The sequence below is a fragment of the Lederbergia wuyishanensis genome (genome assembly GCF_022900255.1).
Lineage (GTDB): Bacteria > Bacillota > Bacilli > Bacillales > Bacillaceae_C > Lederbergia > Lederbergia wuyishanensis.
The window spans coordinates 21,143-39,097 of sequence record NZ_JALIRM010000010.1; the positions used below are offsets into that span (position 1 = coordinate 21,143).

Sequence of the window (17,955 nt, forward strand, 5' to 3'; positions counted from 1 at the left end):
ATAATAAGAATTGTATTAGGACACCTCATCATTAATTATGCTACTGAGAAAAGAGTGGCCAAACTTAAGAACAAATAAACTCCCTTACAGGGGGTGAAAGCCGGATTTTGGGCTTTTACAACACAACAAACTTTACGTAAATAGCCTTTATCTAGGCTTTTTTCTCAAACATAATAAGAACCTCTAAACACCTTTATGCGGTGTAAATTCCGGGTTTTGAGCTTTTACAAATACAACTAACACTACCGAGAATAACCTTTATTTATAGACGTTTTTCATTAAAAAATGTTTCACTTATTTTTCGTATAACAATATTTTTTTTATGCAGGAGGATTTTAAAGTTTGGCGAAGAAACATAATAACCACTTTTTTGATAAGGGCTGAATCAGTGTGTAGTATTACAAAAACAAAGCTTTCATATGAAGAAATAAATCATGTAACAGTGGCAACATTCGGACACGAGTCAAAAATAATGTCCATTAAAGAACTTAAAGGCGGCTTTTTTAATGTAGCATATTTAATCACGTTTGAAAATAACATGAAAACCGTTTAAAGGTCCCCCATTCTAACGAAATTAAAGTAATACACTGTGAAAAGACGTTATGAAAGCAGGGATTAAAATAACTTCATTTGATTTCATATAATACTAGAATTTCCACTCCGACTATAATTCATTACAACTTTAGCAAAAAATTTATTAACCAGGACTATTTTTTCATGGAATTTACCACGAAAAGCCACTGGATCAGTTATTTGACCTCTTTTCTGAGGTTGAGTTTTTGAAGATGAGCCACCAAGTCGGGGGACGCAAAACAATTTTACAAATAGAAGAGTTTGAAAAAGCAAGGACCTGGAAAGTCGATTAGAAGAAAAAATATTATGGAGATGATGATATGGTATCTGCATTATATTTTGTTGCTAGAAGTTCAGTCTTTAAGGTGCAAAAAACTGACTCAGTTTGGGGTCTCATTGAAATGAGGACAGCTCACGAATTTTACTGCTTAGCAGTAGATCCCACTCGACGGGAAAGGCTTTATGCAGGGACTTTCAATGATGGTCTTTGGATTAGCGATGACGGTGGTTTGACATGGGAACCGGCCGGAAAAGGGATCTTTCACGATCGTGTTTTAAGTGTTGCAGTTAGCCCAACTGAAGTTATTAATGGATATAGCGTCGTGTGGGCAGGCACAGAGCCGAGTGAACTTTTTCGTTCAGAAGATGGCGGAAAAACATGGATTCATTTTCCAAAACTCCTTGATTTACCGTCAAAACCCACTTGGCGCTTCCCTCCTCGCCCACATACTCATCATGTCCGCTGGATTCAACCAGATCTTCATGATGAGCAAAAGATTTATGTCGGGATTGAACTTGGCGGCGTCATGAAAAGTGAAGATAAAGGGATATATTGGGAGGACCGAAAACCAGGTTCTCAATATGACTGTCATACATTGACAATGAACCGACTTGCAAAAGGGCGTATTTACGAAGCAGCCGGTGGTGGTTTTGCGGAATCCCTGGATGGTGGTGAGACTTGGGCAACATTTAATGATGGACTCGGTTCAGATACTTATCTTGTTGATATAGCTGTTGATCCAGCCAACCCTGATACTATGGTAGCCTCCGCTGCACACGGGGCATACTCGGCTTATGATCCACAACGTGCAAGCACGGTCATTGTACGCCGTAAAAACGGAAAAGCGTGGGAAGTTGTTACTGACGGATTACCTGAACGAGAAGGCTCTTCTATCTTTTCTCTTATTTCACACGAATCGGAACCGGGAATATTTTATGCAGTTAATAACCTTGGAATCTTTCAATCAATTGATGCGGGAAAGAGCTGGAAGCCGTTATTGAAGGACTGGCCTAAATCATTAATAAAGGAACGAGTTCGCTGGTTTGTTGCAGTTTGAATCTATAATAGGGGATTATTATGTATCAAATTGAAGATCGAATTGAACTTTTAAATAAGATTACAAGTTTTTCTAAAACGATAAATGGGGTTCAGGGTTTGTTGCTAGTAGGTTCTGGAGCAAATGGTTTTAGAGATGAATTTTCTGACCTTGACCTCATTATCGTGGTAAAAATGAGTCGGGATGTAGTCCAAATCCACCATCAGCTTTGTGAATATATCCAACATCACTTTACCGTTTTAAAGGAAAAGGTATATCGTCACGAAGAAGATATTTTCGTATCTTGTTTCTTACTTGATCATTTCTTGGAGCTAGATTTGGGAGTATGGTCGAAGTCGAAGCTTAGGGCCACGAAGCCACATTGGGAGATTATTTTTGACCGTGAAAACAATGAGATCCAAGTCACTCTTGAGGAATCTTTAAAAGCAAATAGTTGTCCAAAAATTGATGACACCAAGAAAGATTCTTTAAGCTTTATTTGGCAATTTTTCAGAAGTGCAACAGTAGCTTTAAAACGCCAGCAATACATTAAAGCATTAAAAGACATTGATTTCATCCGTGACCACATCATTCGTTTCTTTTGCATACAAAATGGCATCAACTATGATTTTGATAAATCAATCGACCACCTAGATAGCCCATATATATCAAAACTTAAAAGAACCTATGATGTAAAAATGAATGAAGAAAGCATCAAAAAGGTTCTTTATGAAGTGATGGATCTTTATTTTGATGTGGTTGGCCATTTAGGTAATGAGGATAAAAAAATAATTCGGCTATTATTAAACGAAATGCTAGAGGGTTAATAATTTTTCTCGAGCATAGTCTCTAAAGGCGAGCAGCTTGGATGAATTCCATTCCCTGCCGCCTGTTTTTCTTTCTTCTTCGCTCACTATTTTTGGAGAGCGGTACACATCAAGTGCTTGTTGAATAAGCGGGTGAAATTTTTTAGGTAAATGCAATAATCCCCACTCACCGCCTTCATCTTTACTATGCACTTTTTGGATATTTTCGGTAACCAGTTGAAATACACGAGAAATATTTAAAATGCTGTAATACGGTGATTCTAAAATATTTTCTTCATCAAGAATCCATTCAAGATCATACATGACTGAGTCGATAAATGATTGCCAAGGATATTCACCAAAAACGTCTTGAATTGGTTGCCCGTACAAACAAATTCCGCGCTGTAAAACATACGTCAAATGTGAAGGTAGATCAGAGTCGGTAAGTTCTTTACTATAATCGACCTCATTATTTAATATCTTTTCAGTCCACTCGGTGCCGAAATGAAGTTCATACGGAGTTGGAACTGGAACTTGTTTTGCAACCTCTTTTGTAATGATACTTAATTCGATATCACCAATTGTTGGCCTTTTTTTAGATTGCAAAGCAATAGCAATTCCGACACATCGAGCCGTTTCATTTTCTAGTCTATGATCAACGACTACAATAATATCAATATCGCTTTTTGGCCTGTAGTAGCTCCCCATTGCCAATGAACCATGAAGATAAATACCCACCAAATTATTACCTATCTCATTTTTTATTTTTTCTGTCAGAGTAGTGATAAATGATTTTATATCCTCATCACAATTTGACCAAGCTTGAGGACGGTTCATGTGCAATTCTCCTTTTCAAAACATATATAGTGGGAAATGAGAATCTGTCTTTTTGATTAATCAAACATTTGATTAATTTATCATTCAGTTTCGATTTATTATCTAGTTGAATGTTTTCGTTAAATATAATACTAAATCATCATCAACCGTAATCTTATCGCCATATGTCAGGAACTTGCCATTTTGAGACACTCCTAGGCCGTCCGGAATATATCCCCTTTTCACGTAGATTCTTTGAGCGGCTCCATAATCACTAGTAAGTCCGAATCCTATTCCTATAGAATCGTATTTTTCACTTACGATTCTTTCCGCTTCATCCATAAGTGAGGTGGCTACACCTTTTTTTCGATACTTTATTAATACATTTAAATCTACTATTTCCGGAATACCTTTTGAGCCAAAAGATGCATAGTCAGATTCCCACTTGATTGTTAAATATCCTGAAAATTGATTATCATACTCAGCAACCAGAATTTTCCTAACCCCTTCTTTTTGCTCGGACAAATACCTCTCATATTGGAAAACGGGTTTGTTCCAACCTTGTTCTGCAAATGCTTTTGAAATAATCTCACAGTCCTCGCTTAGTAAATTTCTTATTTTCAAGAGATCCATTTATCCCACACCCCATTTTCTATTGATACGCTTTTATATTTAATAAAGTTTCTAAATCCACAATTTCGTAGTTCATCTTCTCTAAAGCTTCAATTATTAAAGGCAGCGCTTTTTCTGTTTCCATTTTGTCCGAGTCGGAGTGCATTAAGATGATATCACCATTGCGAACATTGCCCACTACGTTTTTGACAATGTTAGTTGCGTCTTTTTGAGACCAGTCAAGCGTATCGATAGACCAAAGAACAATGGAATATCCCTGTTCTTTTGAAACATTGACAACTTGATCATTTGTATCTCCATATGGAGTTCGCAAAATGGCTGGCATTTTTCCAATAACAGATTGAATCTCCTCGCCAGCACCCTTAATTTCCTTCTCAACTTCACCTTTTCCTAACCTCGTGAGTTCTACATGATTAAAACTATGACTTAAAACTAAATGTCCACTTTCATAAGCTTTCTTTACTACCTCAGGATGTAGCTTCACATTACTTCCTAAAAAGAAAAAATTCCCTTTTACGTTGTAATCATTCAACACATCTATAATGGCCGGAGTTATCGTTTCATCAGGTCCATCATCAAAGGTCAAAGCAACCATCTTCTTATTTGGACCATTTAAATAAACATTGTTATGTTCAGTTGTAAACTTCTTTATTTGCACTCTCCAATTTTGCATGCTTCTCCAAGCTTTATCGGTTAATTGATTTGAATTTCCTTTTATATCGAGAACGTATTGCTGAGTTTTTATTCTAGCGGGATTGTAAATAGAAATATGATCAACACGCTTTGTATTACTGGAAATAATAAATTTCAACTCGGTGTTATTTTGCAACTCGTAAACATAAATACTTTCTTGATTATTTTTCCTCATGTCTTTTGGCTGCCCAAGTTCATGTTCAACCTTTTCCATCGTTAATTCTCGTAAATTCTCATTATAGGAACGCAAGTCATAGATCTCTCCCTCTGGATTGAACCCAAAAACGGTATTTCTTTCTTTATAAGTAGCATAAGAACCACCAGCCACCTCGTCTATTTGCTCAGGTTCTCCCCAACTAGATTTCACCTGCTGTATCGAACTTTCAAAAACATTGAATGGAGAATCTATCACCATGCCTTTACTTGCTAATTTCATGATTTGTTCTATCTCAAAGGAGGAAGGAGAAACTTCCTTTGGGTGTAATTCATTATCATTTGATGGCAATTCTTCGATTGGCAAAGATTTTTTTGTAGAGCAACCTGATAAAGTTATCAAAAATATTAAAATTAGCATCAGCACTGGTGCACGCATTTAATCTGCTCCTCACTAAGATAGATTTTACCTGATTATAACAATGAAGAGCCTACTCAAAATAGGCTCCAGTAAAATTTATACTTCAGGCGCTTGTCCACCAAATGCCGCCCATTCTTCTCTCGCAGGACCATATACACCTGGAACGACTAACCCAGCTTGTCGCATAAGCACCGTCATTTGGCCACGGTGGTGGGCTTGGTGTGTAATAAGCACTTTAAGTGTGGTTGAAATTGACCACATTTCCCCATACATATCCTTCTCTTCTTTTAGTGAATCATCCGTCCATTGTTCCCGTATCGCTGTAACCATAGCATCACTCGAATTTTTGTAAGCTTCAGTGATTTCACGTGCAGATTGCGGGACTTTTGAATCATGTAATGCTGCTTTAAACTTTAGGCCAGTTCGCCCTATCATCTCATCTAGAGTTGTGACGATGTGCCAAGCAATCCGTCCAAGAGTTCGATCTTGTGGAGATACCTCTTGAGAAAGTGATTCATCCGTTAACACATCCAAGATTTTTTGTGTCGATCCGCTTTCGTGTCCCCAATCTACCAAAAAGTCTTCAATTGTTGTATACATATTTCGCCTCCAAGGTTTTTATAGACAATAAATTCGCTAAAGATGAACAATTTCCTTCTATAATTATTCTCCATTCTAGAAATCATTATTTAAGACCATAAGAAGGAATTTTTATCAGTTTTAGAGAAGGATACTAGAATTTAATCAATATGAGGTGCTATTTATGACGGTAAAGTTTTTGGGGGCTGTTTTTTTGAGAGTGAGTAACTTAGAAGAATCAATGCCATTCTATTCTGAAGTACTTGGCCTTAAGCTTCGTGATGTTGAACAATGGGAAAACGGTAAAGGTGCCAATTATATTATTGGTGAAAATTCTCCTGGATTAACATTAATCGAAACGAAGGATGATTTACATATTTTAAAGCAAACAGCATTTAATTTATTTTGCAACGAAGTGTTAAACATTTATGATTATCTTAGAAGTCAGGGATATAAAGTAGGGAAGGTTAATAAATGGTCCTCAGAGATGAATGATCATATTGACTTTGATGTTATGATCCAGATGGAAATGCGATTAATTTGATTGGGTGGCATAGGAGAAATAATTAATTTTCCTGCAAAATACTATAATGACTATCCATTAACATTCAGGTAAAATAAGGATAAATTACCTATTAAGGAGTTGACCGCATCATGATTATCGTTACTACAGAAAATATTGCTAATTACAAAATCAAAGAAGTAAAAGGTCCTGTTTTTGGATTAACCGTAAGGGCACGCGGAATTGGAAAAGATATTGTTGCATCGTTAAAAGGGTTAATTGGTGGAGAAATTAATCAATACACAGAAATGTTGGAAGATGCACGGAAACAGGCAATGGATCGCATGGTTGCGAATGCAAAAGTAATGGGTGCTAATGCCATTATCATGATGCGCTTCGATTCTGGAGAAATTGGTCAAAACATGAGTGAAATCGTTGCATATGGAACCGCAGTACTTGTAGAAGAGGAATAAAAAATGAAGTGGTTTCTTGGATTTTATGGTTTGCAAATTATAATTGTAATCATCTTAATTATTGGTTCTTGGTTCATTTGGGATCGCCGTTTTAAAACAAAACATGGTCAAAAGGTGCCTGACGGCTTCGTCCGTACTAAAGAAGTGTCCATTGATCCGACAACCCAAAAAAGGTTGGTCGTTTATTTTAATCCAGATACTGGAGAGCGCTTTTATAAGGAAGAAGATTAACCCGCAAAGAAGGCAAACACAATGACTAATGAAAAAATTGTGTTAGAGCCTACTATCTTAAAGAAATGGGCGAACATCCACCTAGCAATTACCTCAATACATTGGAAAAGCCAGTATTGATTTTGCAAGGTGAAAAGGATTTCCAAGTTTCGATAGAAAAAGATTTTAATGGTTACAAAGTTTATTAGGAGAAAAGCCAAATGTAACATTTAAACTATATCCAAACCTGAATCATTTGTTCATGCCTTCTATTTACGGAAAGATACTAAAAGCGAAAAAAGAGTATAAGGTTGCACAACGTGTAGATAAACAAGTTATTAGTGACATTTCTGACTGGATTTTATCAATTTAAAATTATCAATAAGAGCTAAGAAAGCCTGCTATCATAACTGGCTTTCTTTTTTTAGTGTAGGAATATTCTTCAATATATATTTTTCCATTCAATCCATTTCAATATCCTAATGTACCTGTTGTATCCACTGATCCATATAAATGACCTTGCTTTGCCTTTTGAAAAGAACCTTTTGCGCTTCGAGCTGACCTAACTCAATGACTTTCGATAAAGATTTTGTTTCAAATCGACCAATGTCCTGTAAATCGATATCAATCAATACATCGGCATGTTCCTCGAGGCAGCGATCGGTGTTTTGATCACTTGCAATATCTATATATCTATTTAACATTGAAAATAGATTGGTAGGCTGATGAACGTGAGAACTTTGTACCTTAACGGACGTTACTTTTTCCGCGCCCATTTTCCGAACTATATCTGCAGGATTGTTATTCAAAATGTATCCATCGACAAGAATTTTATTTCCCATTTCAACAGGTGAGAATACTCCAGGGATGGCAATGCTAGCACGGATTGCGATCGCCACTTCACCTGAATCAATGACCATCATTTCCCCAGATACTAAGTCAACACAAATAACAGCAAAAGGGATGTCTAAGTCAGAAAAATGCTTGCCTTCCGTTAACTTTAATAGAGTTTCATAAATACGATCGCCTTTAATCCAGCCTTTGCGATTAAATCCAATGTCTATATGCCGACGAATCGATAAATCGTGAAGAACACTTTTCATCTGATCTGGATGCATCCCGCTTGCAAAAAGCCCTCCAACTACTGCACCTGCACTCGTACCCGCTATATGTGTAATTTCTATATGTTGGTTCATCAATTCTTTTAATACCCCTATATGGGCAACACCTCTAAGAGAGCCACCCCCCAATGAAAGTCCTGTTCGTCTCAATTACTGTGACCTCCCTCTGGTAATATTCTTTTTTTCAATTTTAATTTATATAGTGTAAATATCGTTATTATCGCAATGGCAGCAATACCATAGCCGTATATACCAAAAGAGCTGAAATAACTCTTAAACTCCTCATAATTTCCATTAAAATAATCACCTAGCAATACCATGACATAAGACCAAGGATAGATTCCGATAAATGTTAAAATTAAGTATTTCAATACATTCACTTTGCTCATACCAGCTACGTAGGAAATATAATTTCCGATTCCAAAAGGACGTGATAAGGCTATGCTCCATATTCCATAACGTGTAAAAAACGCGGTCCCCTTTTCTAACCCTTTTTTAAATCGCACCGGAAAATAATTCTCTAACTTTTGTCCCAAAAAGTACGGAATTAAGCTTGATAGACTGTAAGAGATAGCCATTCCCATTGCCAAAAATATTGTCTGAATATATCCTGGCGATAACACATAGCCGTAGGAGAGAACAATGATTAACCCGGGAAAAGGCAAGGAAGAACCTTCTAAAAACATGACGATAAATAATCCTGGAAATCCAATTGTATTAAGCCATTCCAAAAATTGTTGAATCATTAGACCGTTATCCTTTTGCCTTCCATTACGGAATGAATCATATTTGAAATATCGTCAGGGTTTCTGTCCTTAAGTTCCTTTAAGTAAGATCTTAACGAATGTTGAAACTGATCAAATGATGACTGATCGAAGAAATCTATGATTTGTTCCGACAAAGATTGGCTTTGTTTTAATTCATATACTAGTTTTAATTCTTTTAATTGTTGTAAGTTAATTTCTTCTTGTCCAGGAAGTGCGGAATGAATAAAGATCGGTAACCTTTTTTTCAATGCCTCACTAATCGTTACACCACCCGGCTTTGTCACTATGGCATCCACTTCGTTATATAAATGGTTCATTTCTTGTCTGGAAGTGATATAGGTGAGCGGATGGATATTTGGACGATTCAACTTTTCAATTTTTCGAAATAGATGTTGATTTTTCCCACACAAAACGACATATTCAACCTTGGAGTCATTCTTTTGTTGCTTCATTAGTTCTTTAATATTGCCAAGACCGACACTTCCCCCTGAAACAAGAACTCGGTATCGTGTATTTGTTTTTTTCGCCCTGAAACTCTCTTCAATTTGTTCAGCTGTCGGAATTCCAGTTATATAAATCTGTTCTTCCGGGATTCCATTTTTTTGAATGAGCTCTTTTTTCATATTTTGATTAGGAACAAAGTGATAATCGATTCCATCCCTTCCCCACACATCATTGATGAAAAAATCTGTATAAATATTGATCACAGGAGCTATATCTGGATTTTTTATTTTTAATTTACTGAGGATATAAGATGGAAAGCCGTGTGTACAAATGATAAGATCAGGATTTTCCTCTAATAATATTTGTTTCATTTTTTTTATAAATAAAATTTCATAGTATTTATAAGATCGCTGTGATTCAGAACTATGTGCCATTTGCCGATACGTCCAAGCGTATGATTTTGGAAAATAATGAATCCACTCAAGATAAGTACGTGTTACAACACTTTCTACAACTGGATTCCATGCACTCAATAAATCTATTTTTTTGCATATAGTTGTTGGGTTTCTTTTTTGTATATAGCTTGAGATTGTATCGGCAACTTGATGATGTCCTGATGGCATTCTTAACAGTGGAAAAAGTAAAATCTTTTTCAATGTCGCTCATCCTTTCATTGTTCCTTTTAGCATACGAAATTTTACTAATAGATGAACCCCACCACAGACTAATGTTTCGCTAAGACCTGAGACTGATTTTTATTGGGCGGAGATTGTCTGACACTTATATAGACGTAAGCTAGATGTAAATCCCTACACACATAAAAAACACGTATGAACAAGGGGATTTGTTTCATACGTGTTTGTTTAGAAAATTATTATGATATGATGATGTCTTGCTGTTGGGTGTCTAATCTTTGCAGTTCATGATTAATCTCATCACGTTTTCTAGACAATCCATCTTGGATGTGTCGTACTTCGTGAAAGACTTGCTTCAGCTTACCCTTTGCATCCGAAATTCGAGAATGAACCATCCAGTCAGAAAAGATATTATCAAAAAATAGATCCGTAAAAGTAATCAAATCCTTTTTATTTATCGTTAATGATTCTGCAGCAATATTTTGCACATCCATGAGCTCAGTTTCAAACTGCCGAAGTGCCCTCTCAGCGTGATGAATCAAATCCTCTGAGCTATTGATTTGAGAATATTTTATAGCTGATACGATTAATCCTCCGCCAAGAAAAGTATCCCACATCGACATTCCTTCTGCGGAACCAAGCTTGTCGAGAGCCGCGTTAAGCGCACGAATTGCTTTATGTCCCGCATCCTGTGCTTCTCCTATTTCACGGAGCATCGAAGAAAGAGTTACTCTCTCATCTGCAATTTTCTGTAGTGTATTGTTTGCAATCGAATCATTTTGTCTAATCCATGTTTCTTTTTCTTTTAAAAAATCCGCCCAGTCCTCGTCAATGTATGCGAAATCCGGATTTTGCATTTCCTTACGCAGGCTCTCCGTTTCAGCATTAAGATCCATCACCGTTTTTTCCGCTTCATTATACTTTAGCTCTGCCTCTGCGACCTCGGCCATTTCCTTCTCCATCTGTTCATCCCATTTTCCGGTCCATGTCTTAATTTTATTTATAAATGAAAATTTCCCGAGCTTTGCGATGTCTTGCTGTTCCTTCGTTAATTGTCGATATAGTCGATCTCGTAGCTCCTTCGCTTCGTATAATCTTCTCTCCGCTCCATCTAATCGACGTTTAATACGATCTCGTTCAGATCTTTTCTTTGTTAATTCCATTTGCCGTTCATATATGTTTTGCCTCATAGAGACACCCCCTTACATTTTTTACGAGGTAGGAGGGAAAGAAGTTTCAGTATCCTTAAAAGTAGTGTAGTAATACTTCACGATTTCCGGATATAACTTTATTTCGTTTTTTCCTTTCTCACTAATGATGTAAGTTCCCCTTTTCACTCTTTCAAACCAGTCAAAATAATTTTTATGAAGGATGGAGAGAGTCTTGTCTCCCGTACCCAATTCGCGCAAGCATTTGGGAGATAGTGGACCAAATTTTTCAAGACAACATGCAATATGTATGCAATTTTCTTTGTAAGCTGTCATGATTTTGGTCTGAGTACTGCCACCAACGTTATATTCTCCATGTCTTCCTTTAATTTCTTTAATGAGGTTTTCTCTTTTTTTCTTACTTAACTGCATACTCTTATTTCGGTCGAAAGGATCCGGCTGTATTTTAACCTCTGCATACGCACCAGATTTTTGAAATGACACGATGATTAGTCCTAATTCAAGTCGTCTAATCAAATAACAGATATCTTTCCACTTTTTTGTTCTTAAGCTGTAATTAGGTTTTGGGATTGCAATATAAACCGTATCTGTAAGACGTTGCCTTTTTGTTGCTTGGATAAGAAGTTCGATATTTAACGATCGCTTTAATTCAACAATAATTAGCTGATCATCCTTTAAAGCAACAACATCGCAATGGTGTACCTCTCCGTGAACTTCGTATCCCATTATTTTAAAATAATTTTGAATTGGATAAAATAAATCGACTTCTAAAATTTTTCCCACTATTTCGCCTACTTTTATTTATTTAAATAATTATGAACTATCATGCAAAATTATTGCAATATAATTACAAACGAGTTATTATAACAAAAGTGCATAAACCAATTATAAATCTCTTATTTATATTTGGAAGAAACTTTATTAAAGAACGGAGTTGACATCATGAAAAAACTACTATTTATCATTATGGGTACTTTATTGTTAACTGCTGCTTGTGGTAATAACGAACAGCCAGCAGATAAAAAGGATGCAGCTGTAGAAAACAACGCATCTGAAACAAGCGAAGTAGCAAAGTTCCCTGAATATTCCATTGTCAAAGAATACATACCTAACGCTACATATAAAGAAAGCCTCGAAAGCGATAATGATGATGAGCGTGTCATTTTGTTTGAAAATGCCGATGGAAAAAGCTTTAAAAGTTTTTATTTAAAAACGAGAAATATTTTGCAAATCAGAGATCTTGAAGAAGATCGTCTAACATATAACAAAATATTCCGTCCAGAAAAATAATAAACAAGACTCCGATCTTTATAGGTCGGAGTTTTTTAATTTCATGCAGGAAAAATAGAGGTTTTACTTGAATGTATTTGTATGAATTTGAAAGGAGAGTTAATGATGGAGCAGCGGCATGAAATTTTATTTAAACAGATGGAAACGTATCGGAATTATATTTTAAGTGTTTTGGAAGATGTGTCGAAAGAAAAAGCAGAGATTATACCTCAAGGATTTAACAATAATATCCGCTGGAATTTAGGTCATATTTATTTAGATCAATATTTATGGATTCAAGCTGTAACAAAAGAAGAAACAGCTGTCCCGGATGATTTCAACAAATGGTTCGGGTTTGGAACTTCACCTAAGAATTTTTCAAGCGGAACACCTTCTTATAGTGAGCTAAAAATCCTACTAGAAAAGCAACCTAATGAAATAAAAAGAGAATACGGAAATAGATTAGTAGAGGAATTTTCACCAACAGAAATGGGAATGCACACAATCGAGCAAGTATTGATACGGACTATTTTTCACGAAGGAATGCATTTACAAACCATTTTAGATATCAAGAAATTAATTTAGTAATGGATGGCGGAGAAGGTGGGATTCGAACCCACGCGGCAGTTGCCCGCCCTAACGCATTTCGAGTGCGCCCCCTTCAGCCGGACTTGGGTACTTCTCCATATATGAGAATGCTGGTGATTGAATCTGCGAATGTGTTCAACCAACATAATCCCACATAAAAATATTAATACTTTTTTATAATCGTTTCAAATAATTTTCCCCATGAGAAATTTGGCAAAAATGCATATATTTTGTTGAATTCACCCAGCTAATGTAAAGGCAGTTTCCCCAAAATCACCATTTTTCACCCATTTCCATTGTTACTGGTTTCATCTTTTTCCTGAGGACATAAACTGATTAGGAATAGACAAACGAGGTGATTAAATGGAAAGACAATTTTACGGATATCCAGGAATGCATATGAACTACCCAATGGGCTGCACAGGTTGCACAAGCTACCCAATGCAACCTTATGTGCATCATCATCACGGGCACTATCACGGGCATTACCACAATGATCAAACCCAAGTCCAGCTTCAGAATCTATCAATCTCACCACAACATATGATGCATCACGGGCACCACGGGCACCATCATCACCACAAGCATCACGGCAAGAAGCATTATTAGTAAAAATAAGGAAGAAGATACGGCAGATCCGTATCTTCTTTACTTATTTCTATTTCTACAATATTATTTAGACTCTATAAATGCAAAAGAGTTTAAATAATAAATAATTTGACTCAAGCAAGCATTTATTTTGGTTGAGACGTTTGCGATATCTTTTTCCTTAACTAAATGTTCCATTACAACTATTTATGACCTTTACTACACTTTGCCCAACCACTTAGGTCACCAATACCACGATTGGTTACCTCCACTAAACTTTTCCCATCGACTTAGGGCATCAATAACTCGATTGATTACCTTCACTACGTTTTTTCATTGACTTAAGGTTCCATTACCTTGATTGGATACCAATAAGAACTCTCTATCAAATAGAAGCCAATCTATTACTCACTTTTAGCTCATTCCCTATCAGCTTTTTAATTTTCTCCACTGCCTCGTCCACATTTTGGACGTGCAATGTAACCTTTTGACTTTCTGGATATTGGTCCGCTGTAAATTTATAACGCGGATCATAGTAATACTCTAACAATAGTTTAACCGCTAAGGAAAATTCTTCAGATTGTAAGCATTCCTCTATTTGAGCTGATATGGGGGTATGGATACGTGATTTTATTTTTCGAAATGCTTCTATACACTGGGACTTATATTCCCATGGTTGATAGTCATCTAATATATGTTGGATTCTTTCCTCTATTGGCATTTCAATAAAAATTTGGACTCCTTGTTCTTTGAAATCACACAAGGCATCTGGTAGTACAGCTCGCCCAATTCGTTTGCTCTCTCCCTCTAACAAAAGATACGAGGAATCTTTTAATTGCTCTAGACGCTCAATTAAAAGTGAGTCAAATGTTTTTTGGTTATGCGGCTGCAATCCGATTTGTCCAAATATAGATCCGCGATGATTCGCCATTTGTTCTAAATCTATTACAGGGTAGCCTTCCTTCAGAAGTTTTCGTAAAATAAGAGTTTTTCCCGTTCCGGTGTTTCCATTAAGAATGAATGCCTTCTGAGGAAGGTCCATTCTTTCTATTTTATCGACAACCCACTTCCGATAAGCGCGTACTCCTCCTAATAAACGATTCACTTTAACGTTCATTAAATCTAAAACAGTAGCGGATGTTTTACTTCGCATACCGCCGCGCCAACAAAAAACGGTTTTCTCCCCGTCTATTTGCTTAAATTCCTTAATAAAATTCGGTAACTTGGCAGAGACAATTTCGAGACCACGTTCTTGAGCAGCTTCCGGACTTACTTGTTTGTATAAAGTTCCAATTTCTGCTCTTTCCTCATCATCAAACAATGGAATATTCAAACTGCCAGGAATGGTAGAGTTGTTATATTCAGATGGTGACCGAACATCAATAAGCACCATGTCGCCTTTTTCCTTTAACACCATCATGTCTTCAATTGCTATATCGTGGAACATAAAATCTCTCCTCGCAACCTTCAAATTACAACAATTTTACCAGTGTGTTCCTCAAATACTTCACCGATGATAGCAGCCTCGACCCCCGCATCAAGAAGTTCAGACAAAAGGTTCTCAGCATCATCACCGGCAACTGAAATTAATAGGCCTCCTGATGTAACGGCATCACATAAAATCCATTGGTCAATTGTATCCATATTTTCTGGAAAAGATACTGAATCCTGGATGTGAGCGTGGTTATTTTTTGTTCCACCTGGAATGACGCCTTGTTCGGCCAATTCCCTTACTCTATCTAAAATAGGAACTTGTTCCTTAACAATCCGGATTCCTACTCCGCTTCCTTTGGCCACTTCCAATGAATGACCAAGCAAACCGAAACCAGTCACATCCGTACAAGCATGAACATCAAATGATGCCATTATTTCAGCAGCATCCTTATTTAAAGTCGTCATCACTTTTGTTACTCGGTTAATTTCTGATTCATTCAATAATCCTTTTTTAAGAGATGAACTTAAAATTCCTACCCCTATTGGCTTTGTTAATATTAATTTATCTCCCGGTCTTGCGCCAGCATTCGTTCTAACTTTATCAGGATGCACTAAACCAGTTACAGCAAGACCGAATTTAGGCTCCTTATCATCAATAGAATGACCGCCAACTAGTGTCGCTCCCGCTTCTTGCAACTTATCAGCAGCACCTCGTAATATTTCCGCCAATATACTTTTATCTAATGAGAAAATTGGAAAAGCCACAATATTTAGAGCTGTTAATGGCTTCCCTCCCATCGCATAAATGTCACTAATTGCATTGGCTGCCGCTACTTGTCCAAAAGAATAAGGATCATCGACAATCGGGGTAAAGAAATCGAGAGTTTGTACGATTGCCAAATCATCATTCAGTTTGTATACCCCTGCATCATCACTCGTATCTAGACCAACAAGCAGATTAGGATTTTGGGTTGCAGGAGGAAGCATTCGTATCACTTCCGCCAAATCAGCAGGACCTATTTTACAGCCGCAACCGCCCTTTGAAGATAGTGAAGTAAGTTTAACTGAATTAGAATGTACCATATGGCACCAACCTTTCTTTATAGGACACTATAATATAATAATAAAACTTGAATGATATAATTCCCAGCTATTAGAACATTTTTTTACTATACTATTATTTTTGTGAATGTTTTTTTCAAATAAGAAAGTGGGCAGTTTATTTAAACTACCCACTAAATGATTCATCTAATGTCTCTGTTGTTTTAATTGTTCGATACTATCTCTTACAACCGTAGCTGCTTGGCTCATTACAGCTCCACCACCAATGGCCGCCGCAACACCAATACTCTCCATAATCTCTTGCTCCGAGCAGCCTTGGTCTAAGCAACCTTTTGTATGATATATCATACAATGTTCATTTTGAGAATAAATACTGATGCATAGCGCCATTAACTGCTTATATTTTTGAGGGATTTCTCCTTCACTAAATGCTGCTTCTGTAAAGTGATTAAAGGCACTCACAAGCTCTGGCATACTTTTTTGGTAATTGCCTAACCCCTCTTTATAATGAATTAAATGTTGTTCAATCGATGTTTCTTGTTGGAATTCCATGATCAAATCACTCCCATTTTTTTGTTAGTATGAGGCAAATAGCGACTCTTTATCCTAGGAAAAAACCATTAATGGAAATGCAGGGATTGGCCTAATGGACTTACTCCTTATCATCGCGATTTTCATGAACCCTTTGTTTGTACCGTTCATAAGGTAGGCAACAGGAGGGATCATGATGAATTCAGGAGGATCTTTTATACAAGAAATGCTCGTTCTTTATCTTATTGCTTTATTAGGGTTTATTGTACGAAAGCGCGGAATATTAAATGAGCATGCTGATGAAGTCTTAACACAGCTTGTACTTTACATCACCTTGCCCTCCCTCATTTTATTTTCGTTAGATATTCCTTTTTCAATACATGTAATCCATGAATTACTTTGGCTCATTTTTATGTCTATTTATATACTAGTCATTTCTATATTGCTCGCTGCCAAAATGAGAAAAAGTTCCACTCTTCCAGAACATCAGAAAAAAGTTTACGAAGGACTTACAATATTCGGGAACCAAGGTTTTATTGGCTATGCTGTTAGCTTTATCCTTTTGAAAGAACAAGGAATTGTGTATTTAACGATGTTTAATATATGTTATTTAATTTTAATTTGGTCATACGGTATCCATATTTTCACAAAAACTAAAGATAAAATTAATTGGCGCAAGATTTTCTGGAATCCCGGAATCATTGCTACTTTTACAGGACTTATTGTTTTATTCCTTCCTTATAGTTGGCCTCAATTTATTTCAAAACCATTAGAAAGTATCGGGAAAATGACAATCCCACTTTCTATGATGATGATTGGTTCGTTACTCGCCAAGGTAAATTATAAAGAGGTGCCTCTATTATTAAAAAATGTTTACTTATGGAAGTCGGCTATGACAAAGCTTATCTTTATACCACTCTGTTTACTTCTTTTTATCACTTTAAAAGCACCCTTTTCATTATTAATGATTGCCATAATTATTTCAGGCATGCCCTCTGCCCCTACGATTTCGTTTTACGCTCAAAAATATGGAGGTGACACCATTTTTGCATCTACAGGAGTGCTCTTAACTACTTTGTTGTGCTTACTGACTATTCCTTTGCTGTATTTTTTATTATCTATTTTGTATTAGAACTTTCTTAATCTTTGTTACTATTTCATATTTATTTAAA

21 protein-coding genes and 1 tRNA gene are annotated in these 17,955 nt (G+C 36.3%); 9 read left to right on the forward strand and 13 right to left on the reverse strand.

Features of this window, described 5'->3' with window-relative positions; translation table 11 throughout:
* The first annotated feature begins 388 nt into the window (after nucleotides 1-388).
* The 3 genes from MT489_RS13795 (at nucleotide 389) to MT489_RS13805 (ending at nucleotide 2,716) form a co-directional block, all read left to right on the forward strand.
* Complete coding sequence (locus tag MT489_RS13795; protein WP_244682145.1) at nucleotides 389-553, forward strand: hypothetical protein; 165 nt, start codon at nucleotides 389-391, stop codon at nucleotides 551-553.
* 340 nt (nucleotides 554-893) lie between these two features.
* Nucleotides 894-1,910, forward strand: a complete 1,017-nt coding sequence (locus tag MT489_RS13800) for a WD40/YVTN/BNR-like repeat-containing protein (RefSeq protein ID WP_244682146.1) — start codon at nucleotides 894-896, stop codon at nucleotides 1,908-1,910.
* A 20-nt stretch (nucleotides 1,911-1,930) separates the two neighbouring features.
* On the forward strand, nucleotides 1,931-2,716 hold the full coding sequence (locus MT489_RS13805) for an aminoglycoside 6-adenylyltransferase (protein WP_244682147.1): 786 nt from the start codon (nucleotides 1,931-1,933) through the stop codon (nucleotides 2,714-2,716).
* Here MT489_RS13805 and MT489_RS13810 read toward each other — a convergent pair.
* The 4 genes from MT489_RS13810 to MT489_RS13825 all read right to left on the reverse strand — a co-directional run bounded on the left by MT489_RS13810 (nucleotide 2,705) and on the right by MT489_RS13825 (nucleotide 6,011).
* A complete protein-coding gene (locus MT489_RS13810) occupies nucleotides 2,705-3,532 on the reverse strand; it encodes an aminoglycoside adenylyltransferase domain-containing protein (RefSeq protein WP_244682148.1) in 828 nt (275 codons plus the stop codon). The genes MT489_RS13805 and MT489_RS13810 overlap by 12 nt on opposite strands.
* Before the next feature lie 102 nt (nucleotides 3,533-3,634).
* Nucleotides 3,635-4,144, reverse strand: a complete 510-nt coding sequence (locus MT489_RS13815; RefSeq protein WP_244682149.1) for a GNAT family N-acetyltransferase — start codon at nucleotides 4,142-4,144, stop codon at nucleotides 3,635-3,637.
* A gap of 19 nt (nucleotides 4,145-4,163) precedes the next feature.
* A complete protein-coding gene (locus MT489_RS13820; protein ID WP_244682150.1) occupies nucleotides 4,164-5,429 on the reverse strand; it encodes a polysaccharide deacetylase family protein in 1,266 nt (421 codons plus the stop codon).
* A gap of 78 nt (nucleotides 5,430-5,507) precedes the next feature.
* Nucleotides 5,508-6,011, reverse strand: coding sequence for a DinB family protein (locus MT489_RS13825; RefSeq protein ID WP_244682151.1), 504 nt, complete (start codon nucleotides 6,009-6,011; stop codon nucleotides 5,508-5,510).
* 193 nt (nucleotides 6,012-6,204) lie between these two features.
* On the opposite strand from MT489_RS13825, the gene MT489_RS13830 reads away from it, so the two are divergent.
* The 3 genes from MT489_RS13830 (at nucleotide 6,205) to MT489_RS13840 (ending at nucleotide 7,196) form a co-directional block, all read left to right on the forward strand.
* A complete protein-coding gene (locus tag MT489_RS13830) occupies nucleotides 6,205-6,534 on the forward strand; it encodes a VOC family protein (protein WP_280518630.1) in 330 nt (109 codons plus the stop codon).
* 110 nt (nucleotides 6,535-6,644) lie between these two features.
* The gene (locus MT489_RS13835; RefSeq protein ID WP_244682152.1) at nucleotides 6,645-6,965 is read left to right on the forward strand and encodes a YbjQ family protein; all 321 of its coding nucleotides are present in this window, start codon (nucleotides 6,645-6,647) and stop codon (nucleotides 6,963-6,965) included.
* Nucleotides 6,966-6,968: 3 nt separating this feature from the next.
* On the forward strand, nucleotides 6,969-7,196 hold the full coding sequence (locus tag MT489_RS13840) for a hypothetical protein (protein WP_244682153.1): 228 nt from the start codon (nucleotides 6,969-6,971) through the stop codon (nucleotides 7,194-7,196).
* A gap of 458 nt (nucleotides 7,197-7,654) precedes the next feature.
* Here the strand turns inward: MT489_RS13840 and MT489_RS13845 are convergent, their stop codons facing one another.
* The 5 genes from MT489_RS13845 to MT489_RS13865 all read right to left on the reverse strand — a co-directional run bounded on the left by MT489_RS13845 (nucleotide 7,655) and on the right by MT489_RS13865 (nucleotide 12,037).
* Nucleotides 7,655-8,446 carry a patatin-like phospholipase family protein gene (locus MT489_RS13845; RefSeq protein WP_244682154.1) on the reverse strand — a complete coding sequence of 264 codons (792 nt, stop codon included), beginning with the start codon at nucleotides 8,444-8,446 and terminating at the stop codon, nucleotides 7,655-7,657.
* Nucleotides 8,443-9,042, reverse strand: coding sequence for a DedA family protein (locus MT489_RS13850; RefSeq protein ID WP_244682155.1), 600 nt, complete (start codon nucleotides 9,040-9,042; stop codon nucleotides 8,443-8,445). Before MT489_RS13850 ends, MT489_RS13845 begins: the two co-directional genes overlap by 4 nt.
* A complete protein-coding gene (locus MT489_RS13855; RefSeq protein WP_244682156.1) occupies nucleotides 9,042-10,163 on the reverse strand; it encodes an MGDG synthase family glycosyltransferase in 1,122 nt (373 codons plus the stop codon). Before MT489_RS13855 ends, MT489_RS13850 begins: the two co-directional genes overlap by 1 nt.
* Before the next feature lie 218 nt (nucleotides 10,164-10,381).
* Entirely contained in the window at nucleotides 10,382-11,332 is a 951-nt protein-coding gene (locus MT489_RS13860) for a hypothetical protein (protein ID WP_244682157.1), read from the reverse strand.
* Nucleotides 11,333-11,353: 21 nt separating this feature from the next.
* Entirely contained in the window at nucleotides 11,354-12,037 is a 684-nt protein-coding gene (locus MT489_RS13865; RefSeq protein WP_244682342.1) for a DUF2161 domain-containing phosphodiesterase, read from the reverse strand.
* A 216-nt stretch (nucleotides 12,038-12,253) separates the two neighbouring features.
* Here MT489_RS13865 and MT489_RS13870 point away from each other — a divergent pair, with 216 nt between their 5' ends.
* Both MT489_RS13870 and MT489_RS13875 read left to right on the forward strand, forming a co-directional pair.
* On the forward strand, nucleotides 12,254-12,601 hold the full coding sequence (locus tag MT489_RS13870; protein WP_244682158.1) for a hypothetical protein: 348 nt from the start codon (nucleotides 12,254-12,256) through the stop codon (nucleotides 12,599-12,601).
* A gap of 105 nt (nucleotides 12,602-12,706) precedes the next feature.
* Nucleotides 12,707-13,165: a DinB family protein gene (locus tag MT489_RS13875; RefSeq protein WP_244682159.1), complete on the forward strand. Its 459-nt coding sequence runs from the start codon at nucleotides 12,707-12,709 to the stop codon at nucleotides 13,163-13,165.
* Nucleotides 13,166-13,172: 7 nt separating this feature from the next.
* On the opposite strand, the gene MT489_RS13880 is transcribed toward MT489_RS13875, so the two are convergent.
* The 4 genes from MT489_RS13880 to MT489_RS13895 all read right to left on the reverse strand — a co-directional run bounded on the left by MT489_RS13880 (nucleotide 13,173) and on the right by MT489_RS13895 (nucleotide 16,804).
* Nucleotides 13,173-13,265: transfer RNA gene (locus tag MT489_RS13880), tRNA-Ser, on the reverse strand.
* Between the two features lie 876 nt (nucleotides 13,266-14,141).
* Nucleotides 14,142-15,203 carry a tRNA 2-selenouridine(34) synthase MnmH gene (gene mnmH / locus MT489_RS13885; protein ID WP_244682160.1) on the reverse strand — a complete coding sequence of 354 codons (1,062 nt, stop codon included), beginning with the start codon at nucleotides 15,201-15,203 and terminating at the stop codon, nucleotides 14,142-14,144.
* A gap of 20 nt (nucleotides 15,204-15,223) precedes the next feature.
* Nucleotides 15,224-16,273, reverse strand: a complete 1,050-nt coding sequence (gene selD, locus MT489_RS13890) for a selenide, water dikinase SelD (protein ID WP_244682161.1) — start codon at nucleotides 16,271-16,273, stop codon at nucleotides 15,224-15,226.
* Nucleotides 16,274-16,438: 165 nt separating this feature from the next.
* A complete protein-coding gene (locus MT489_RS13895) occupies nucleotides 16,439-16,804 on the reverse strand; it encodes a carboxymuconolactone decarboxylase family protein (RefSeq protein WP_244682162.1) in 366 nt (121 codons plus the stop codon).
* Nucleotides 16,805-16,979: 175 nt separating this feature from the next.
* Here MT489_RS13895 and MT489_RS13900 point away from each other — a divergent pair, with 175 nt between their 5' ends.
* Nucleotides 16,980-17,915 (forward strand): AEC family transporter, encoded by a 936-nt coding sequence (locus MT489_RS13900; protein ID WP_244682163.1) that lies wholly within the window; start codon nucleotides 16,980-16,982, stop codon nucleotides 17,913-17,915.
* Nucleotides 17,916-17,955 lie beyond the last annotated feature (40 nt).